The sequence below is a fragment of the uncultured Subdoligranulum sp. genome, from assembly GCF_937890665.1.
Genome location: NZ_CALADU010000193.1, coordinates 1 through 6,606, shown reverse-complemented (window position 1 = coordinate 6,606; position 6,606 = coordinate 1). Strand labels below are relative to the sequence as shown.

General features: G+C 60.3%; 6 protein-coding genes and 1 pseudogene. All 7 read left to right on the top strand.

All coding sequences use genetic code 11. The features are described from left to right. Positions 1–719, top strand: a pseudogene (locus tag Q0526_RS11010) (amino acid oxidase); the annotation flags it as partial. Then, positions 716–1,627 carry a glycosyltransferase gene (locus tag Q0526_RS11005; RefSeq protein ID WP_298733520.1) on the top strand — a complete coding sequence of 304 codons (912 nt, stop codon included), beginning with the start codon at positions 716–718 and terminating at the stop codon, positions 1,625–1,627. The pseudogene Q0526_RS11010 and the gene Q0526_RS11005, both read left to right, overlap by 4 nt. Further along, the gene (locus Q0526_RS11000) at positions 1,624–3,318 is read left to right on the top strand and encodes a hypothetical protein (RefSeq protein WP_298733517.1); all 1,695 of its coding nucleotides are present in this window, start codon (positions 1,624–1,626) and stop codon (positions 3,316–3,318) included. Before Q0526_RS11005 ends, Q0526_RS11000 begins: the two co-directional genes overlap by 4 nt. Next, complete coding sequence (locus Q0526_RS10995; RefSeq protein WP_298733516.1) at positions 3,315–4,541, top strand: NAD(P)/FAD-dependent oxidoreductase; 1,227 nt, start codon at positions 3,315–3,317, stop codon at positions 4,539–4,541. The genes Q0526_RS11000 and Q0526_RS10995 overlap by 4 nt, the downstream gene beginning before the upstream one ends. A gap of 61 nt (positions 4,542–4,602) precedes the next feature. Next, positions 4,603–5,265 carry a (d)CMP kinase gene (gene cmk / locus Q0526_RS10990; protein ID WP_298733514.1) on the top strand — a complete coding sequence of 221 codons (663 nt, stop codon included), beginning with the start codon at positions 4,603–4,605 and terminating at the stop codon, positions 5,263–5,265. A gap of 17 nt (positions 5,266–5,282) precedes the next feature. Then, positions 5,283–6,005, top strand: coding sequence for a lysophospholipid acyltransferase family protein (locus Q0526_RS10985; RefSeq protein ID WP_298733512.1), 723 nt, complete (start codon positions 5,283–5,285; stop codon positions 6,003–6,005). Positions 6,006–6,029: 24 nt separating this feature from the next. Next, a partial coding sequence (locus tag Q0526_RS10980; protein ID WP_298733510.1) for a 4-hydroxy-3-methylbut-2-enyl diphosphate reductase occupies positions 6,030–6,606 on the top strand: 577 nt, incomplete at its 3' end.

Here is a 6,606-nt window from a genome sequence, read left to right as displayed (position 1 = left end):
CCGAGTACACCTACGACGCGCAGGTGCTGAAAAAGTGGTTTTTGGAACAACTGGCCAAACTGCCCAACGTGACGGTGCTCTACGGCCATAAGCCGGAGCGCATCCAGACGGTGGGGAAGGCGTGGCAGGTCACGGCAGGGGAGATCACCGCCGAAGCCCCCTATCTGCTCAACGCTACCTATGCGGGGGTAAACGACGTCCATGCCCTGTTGGGGCTGCCCCCCTTCCAGATCAAGTACGAAAAGTGCGAGATCATCCTCTGCACGGTGGATGAACGGCTGAAGCGCACCGGCATCACCGTGATGGACGGACCGTTTTTCAGTCTGATGCCCTTTGGTCAGACCGGGCTGCACAGCCTGACCAGCGTGACTTTTACTCCTCACGAGACCAGCTACGACAGTGTGGCGACCTTCCCCTGTCAGCAGCAGAGCGGCGGCCTGTGCGGGCCGGGCAACCTGTACAACTGCAACGAATGCCCGGCCAAACCCGCCAGTGCTTGGCCCTACATGAGCCGTCTGGCCCGGAAATACCTGAAAGAAGAATACGGCTTTGCCTACCACAGCAGCCTGTTCAGCATGAAGCCCATCCTGAAAGCCAGCGAGATCGATGACTCCCGGCCCACCGTGATCCGGGTGATGAAGGAAGAACCCAAGCTGGTCAGCGTGCTGTCCGGCAAGATCAATACCGTATACGATTTAGACGAGGTGCTGGAACTGTGAACACAAAAGAGAAAAACTTCGTTTCGGCGGTCGTCTATCTGCACAACGACGGTGCCCGGGCGGCAGAATTCTGCCGTGGGGTGGCCGCCCAGTTGGATGCCCACTTCGACCAGTACGAGCTGGTGGCGGTGGATGACGCCTGCACCGACGATACGGTGGAGCAGCTTCGCCGCTGGGGACGGGAACAGGCCGCACCGCTGACCATTCTGCATATGAGCCTCTACCATGGGCTGGAAAAGGCGATGAACGCCGGGCTGGATGCCGCCATCGGCGACTATGTCTACGAGTTCGACTCCACCCAGATGCCCTACCCGGCGGAGTGTATCTTTGCGGCGTACCAGACGGCGCTGCAGGGCAACGACATCGTGTCGGTCTGCCCCGATACGACCCGCCGCGGCAGTAAGCTGTTCTATAAGGTCTTTAACGCCTACTCTCACTCCCCCTATCAGCTTCGCACCGACGCTTTCCGGCTGGTGACTCGGCGGGCTATCAACCGGGTACACGCTTCCAGTGCCCATCTGCCCTACCGGAAGGCTGCCTATGCCGCTTCGGGACTCAAAATGGCAGACCTGAACTTTGCGGGCAGCATGACGGAAAAACAAGCGGGCCGGTTCAATCTGGCGATTGACAGCTTGGCGCTATACACCGACGCCGGGTTCAAGGTCAGCATGGGGGTCACCCTCTGTATGCTGGCACTGGCGCTGGCCGAACTGCTCTACACGCTGCTGATCTTCTTCACCGGCCATCCGGTAGCCGGGTGGACCACCACGATGTTCGTCATCACGGTGGGCTTTGCCGGTCTGTTCGCGGTACTTACCATCGTGGTCAAGTACCTGTCCTTACTGCTGGATCTGACCTTTACCCAGCAAAAATATCTTGTGGAAAGCATCGAAAAACTGCAAAAATGAAAACCATCCGCCTACAACTGAGCCGCCGCGCCTTCTGGCTGTGCCTTGCACTGCTGGTGTGTTTGCGTTGCGCGCTGGCCTCCTTTCAACAGGCATATATATGGGTGGGCGGGGCTCCGCTGGATGATGAACTGATGTTCCGCGCCGCCAATGCCATTTCGGCGGGCACCTGGCTGGGCCCCTATGATTACTTGACCCTCTCCAAAGCCATGTTTTTCCCGGTATGGCTGGCGCTGCTTCATGCCCTCCGCCTGCCATATTTAGTGAGCGGGGCTGCGCTGTGGTGCGCAGCATCGCTGTTGGCGGCTTTCGCCTTTTCGCCGCTGTGGCGTCGGGCGGAATCGGGCCGCAGCCGGGTCTATACGCTGGCCCTTTTTGCTCTGCTGGCCTATCTGCCCTCCAGTTGGGCGTCCTATACGCTGCGGGTTTATCGGGATAATATTTTCCCGGCGCTCTGCCTTGTGTTTTTTGCCGGTATGGCCGGTGCGGCCCTGCGGGCGGTGCTCTATCCGGCGGGGGAAAAACGGCTTTGGCCGTGGCTGCTGGCCGCCGGTCTGGGTTTGGCCTGCGGGTATCTGGACCGGGAGGATGCCGGTCTGTTTTTACTGCCCTTTGCCGTGGTGGCCACAGGCATTTTGCTGGTGGTGTTGGTGCGTGCCCGCCGTTGGCGCAGTTGTGCGGTTCAGGCGCTGCCCTACGCCATGCTGGCTGCCGCTGTGCTGACCTTCTGCGGCATCAACCAGCACTACTACGGCGTTTTTGCTCTTTCGGATTTCTCCGAGGGCTCCTTTGCCGCAGCTATGGGGGCAATGATGCGGGTAGATACCGACAGCGAGGAACCGTTGCTCTCGGTGCCTGCTGATGCCCGGGAAAAACTCTACGCGGCGATACCCGAACTGGAACCGCTGTCCTACTGGCTGGAAGAGGACGAACAGCTCCAGAACGATTTCCGGGACCCGAAACTGGATGATTACCGGGCGGGCAGCTTTTATTGGGCGATCCGCCGTGCTGCCCAGAAAGAGGGCATCTATGAAACGCCCCAGACCGCGGATGCCTATTGGCAGTCGGTGGCCGATGCCATCAATGCGGCCTGTGATGACGGCACGCTGCCCAGCCGCACCGGGGAACGAGCGGCCACCAGCCAGCCCATCACGCTGGACTATGTGGCGCCCACCTTGGCCGAGACGGTGCGGGGTGTTTTGCATGTGGTGACCTTTGCGGACTGCGCCCCCTACGAAACGGCGCGTTCCATCGGCACCGAGGAAGATGTGGCCCAGTGGTCGTCCTACCTGCACTGCGGCATCAACAACGCTGCCGAAGCCGGTAAGGACACCCCGTACTATAACCCCTACCAAAAATTGGCGTTTCACGGCATGGAAGCGATCACGTGGCTCTACCGTGCCCTGCTCTGGCTGGGCTTGCTGGCGGGGCTGGTCTGCCATCTGGCGGCACTGCCCCGGATGCTGCGCCGTCCCACAGCAGACCGGGTGGTGCCGTGGCTGCTGCTCTTCGGCATTTTGGGCATGGCGCTGCTGCGCTGTGCCATGATCGCCTTCGTGGAGGTTTCCAGCTTCGGCATCGGTACCAGCACGATGTATCTGGCCACGGTGCATCCCTTGTTTTTGCTCTATGCGTTTGTGTCGGTGGCGGCATTCGGCTGGCCCCGTAAGGGAAAGGAGAACGCTGCATGACCGATCTTCTCATCATTGGCGGCGGCGCTGCGGGCCTGATGGCGGCGGGAGCTGCCTGTGCCCGGGGGCTGCGGGTCACGGTGTTGGAACACAACCCCAAAGGCCCGGGGCAGAAACTGCTCATCACCGGCAAGGGACGGTGCAACGTTACCAGCGACAGCGATGTGCGGGAATTTTTGCCCTATGTGCGCCATAACGGGCGGTTTCTCTATTCCAGTTTGTATGCGTTCCCACCCTCGGCGGCGATGGAACTGTTTGAATCGCTGGGTGTACCCCTCAAGACCGAGCGGGGCCGCCGGGTGTTCCCTCAGAGCGACCGTGCCGCCGACGTGTTGGCTGCCTTGCGGGCCTATGCCCGGGATGCTGAATTTGTGCGGGGCAGCGCCAAAGCACTTTTGCTGGAGGACGGCGTTTGCCGGGGTGCGGTTACCGACCGAGGCCAGACGCTGCGGGCGTCGGCCACGCTGGTGGCCACCGGCGGTATCAGCTATCCGGTCACCGGCAGCGACGGCAGCGGTTATCGGCTGGCCCGGCAGGCAGGGCATACCATCGTGCCGCCCCAGCCCAGCCTGTGCAGTCTGGTCAGCCCCGATCCGGCCTGCCGCCGGATGATGGGGCTTTCCCTGCGCAACGTGCGGCTGACCTTACTATGCGACGACAAGCCGCTTTTCTCCGAACAGGGCGAAGCGCTCTTCACCCACTTTGGCTTGTCGGGGCCGCTGGTACTTTCCGCCAGCACCTATATCGAAGATCTGGCTCACCACGCATATGCCTGCGAGTTTGACCTAAAACCCGCGCTGGACGAAAAGACGCTGTATGACCGGTTGACCCGGGACTTCGCGGCGTTGGGCGGGCACAGCGCACAGGGGACATTGGAAAAGCTGCTGCCCCATTCCATGCGTCCTGTGGCGGTGGAAAAATGGGGGGTAGACCCCGCCACCCGGGCGGCGCAGATCACCCGGGAGCAAAAACAAGCGCTGGTGCAGCTTTGCAAACACTGGACGGTGCCCGTCACGGCGCTGGGCGACCGGGAACACGCGGTGGTCACCGCCGGTGGTGTGGATGTGCGGGAAGTAGACCCCAAGACGATGGCCAGCAAGTGCTGTCCGGGGCTTTACTTCGCCGGGGAAGTGCTAGATGTAGACGCCCGAACCGGCGGTTACAATCTGCAGATCGCTTGGTCTACCGCGCAGGCAGCGGCCCGAGCAGTAGCCGATCTTTAAAAGATTTCCTTGCAAGCGGTACGCCGCCAGCAAAACGCTATACAACAACGAGGTGTTATCCATGATTTCAGTAGCCATCGACGGTCCTTCCGGGGCCGGTAAGTCCAGCTTGGCCAAGCGTTTGGCGGCCGATCTGGGATATGTGTATGTGGACACCGGTGCCATGTACCGCAGCATTGGTCTGTATGCGGTGCGGCAGGGGGCGGACCTTCAGGATGCTGCCGCGGTGGCGGCGCTGCTGCCCCAGATCCAACTGGATATCCGGCTGGAGGATGGCACACAGCATGTCTACCTCAACGGGGAAGATGTGAGCGAAGCCATCCGGGCCGAGGAGATCGGCATGGCGGCGTCGGCGGTGTCGGCCCACCCGGCAGTGCGGGCTTTCCTGCTGGATACCCAGCGGGGGCTGGCTGCCAACCAGAATGTCCTGATGGATGGGCGGGACATCGGCACGGTCGTGCTGCCCCACGCCACCGTAAAGATCTTCCTGACGGCCAGCGCCGAGGCCCGGGCCCAGCGCCGCTGCAAGGAATTGCAGGACAAAGGCCAGCCTGCGGACTTTGCCACCGTTTTGGCGGACATCCGGCAGCGGGACGATCAGGACACCAACCGGGCGGTGGCACCGCTGCGTCAGGCGGAAGATGCCATCCGTGTCGATACCAGCGACATCGATTTTGACCAGAGTTTTGCGGTGCTCAAACGCACGATTCTGGAACACACCTAATTTTTGGAGGCGCACACATGCTGCTGTATTGGATCATTCTGCCCATCGTCTGGGTACTCGCGCGGCTCGTCTGGCGCATCGAAGTCATCGGTCTGGAAAATTATAAGGCCGTGCGGGATGGCCGCGCTTTTGTGATCGCGTCCAACCATATTGCCAATTTGGACCCTGTGTTCATTGCCATTGCTGTGATGGACTGGCGCCGCATGTGTGTGCTTGCCAAAGAGGAACTGTTCAAGAACCCTTTTATTGGCTGGTTTTTGCGCTGCATGGGGGCGGTTTCCATCGAGCGCGGCAAGGGCGACACCGTTACGCTGGAAAAGGTCACCAATGCCTGCCGCAAGGGCGTCGGGGTGTTGATTTTCCCTGAAGGGACCCGTACCAAGAACGGAAAGTTGGGCATCCTTAAAAGCGGAGCCTTTGTCATTGCGGCGTCGGCTGGGGCGGATATGCTGCCCTGCCGGATCATCTACAACACCAAGGACGGCAAGCTGCACCTCTTCTGCCGTATCCGGGTGGTGTTTGGCCCGGCGATCCCCGCCGCGGAACTGCAGATCACCGATGCTGGGCATAAAGTCACGGCGCTGCGTCATATGAAAAGCCGCTTGAAAGAAGCGCTGGAACTGCTGCTGGAACAGAACGCCTTTGACGTACAGCCTGCCCAGACCCAGTCTGTGCCGCCCGAAGCGGCGGTGCAAAATCCCCCTGCCGTTGCCGAAGGGAAACGGCAGCCCAACCCCTGACCTTTGCAAAAAGGAGCTAACCCTATGAAGGTAATTCGTGCCAAGACCGCCGGCTTTTGCTTCGGCGTTGACCGTGCTGTAAAGCTGACCTACGACCTGCTGGGCGAGGGACGGCGTGTGGCTACGCTGGGCCCGCTGATCCACAATCCGCAGGTGGTGGAAGATCTGGAACAGAAGGGCGCACTGACCTGCGACGCGGTAGAATCGGTGCCGGATGGATACGAAGTGATCATCCGCAGCCATGGCGTGCCCCGGGATGTGTATGAAAAAATAAACACACGCGGCCTGGCGTATCATGACGCTACCTGCCCGTTTGTTGCAAAAATCCATAAATTGGCCGCAGAAGCAGGCAAAAATGGTGCGCTTTTGTTGGTGGCGGGGGATGCGAACCACCCCGAAGTACAGGGAATTGTAGGCCATGCGACGGGTCCGGTGCGGGTTTTTGCCAACCAAGAAGAGCTGCAAAAATTGTTGCCTGAACTTTTGCAACAAGAATCCATTCATGTGGTGGCGCAGACCACCTTTCGGGTGGAAAGTTGGGAAAGCTGCAAAGCTTTTTTAAAAAAAGAGTGTACAAAAGCCGAAATTTTTGATACAATAT